Here is a 257-nt window from a genome sequence, read left to right on the forward strand (position 1 = left end):
GTGTTGGAATTGTAAATCCACCAATTGTACGATCTACGAATTTATCTGTATAAAGTGTTAAAGAACTACCAGCTTGTTCAAATCCTGCCCAGAAGAATACAACGAAACAAGTTAAAATTAAAATTGCAGCTGTACGTTTTTTCTCTTGTGGTGTTAAAGGTTTTTTCTCAATTACTTTTGCGTTTTGCTCTTTAGATTGTTTACCGACAACAGTTGTTCCGATTGTACCTAAGTAACGAGGCGCTAAGAAATTAAAG

At 34.6% G+C, this 257-nt stretch carries 1 protein-coding gene; it reads right to left on the reverse strand.

The window, feature by feature from the left end; genetic code table 11:
- The coding region (locus SB775_RS31300; protein WP_486360730.1) for a POT-type proton-dependent oligopeptide transporter at window positions 1-257 on the reverse strand (257 nt) is incomplete at both ends.

Source organism: Peribacillus sp. SIMBA_075 (genome assembly GCF_046534585.1).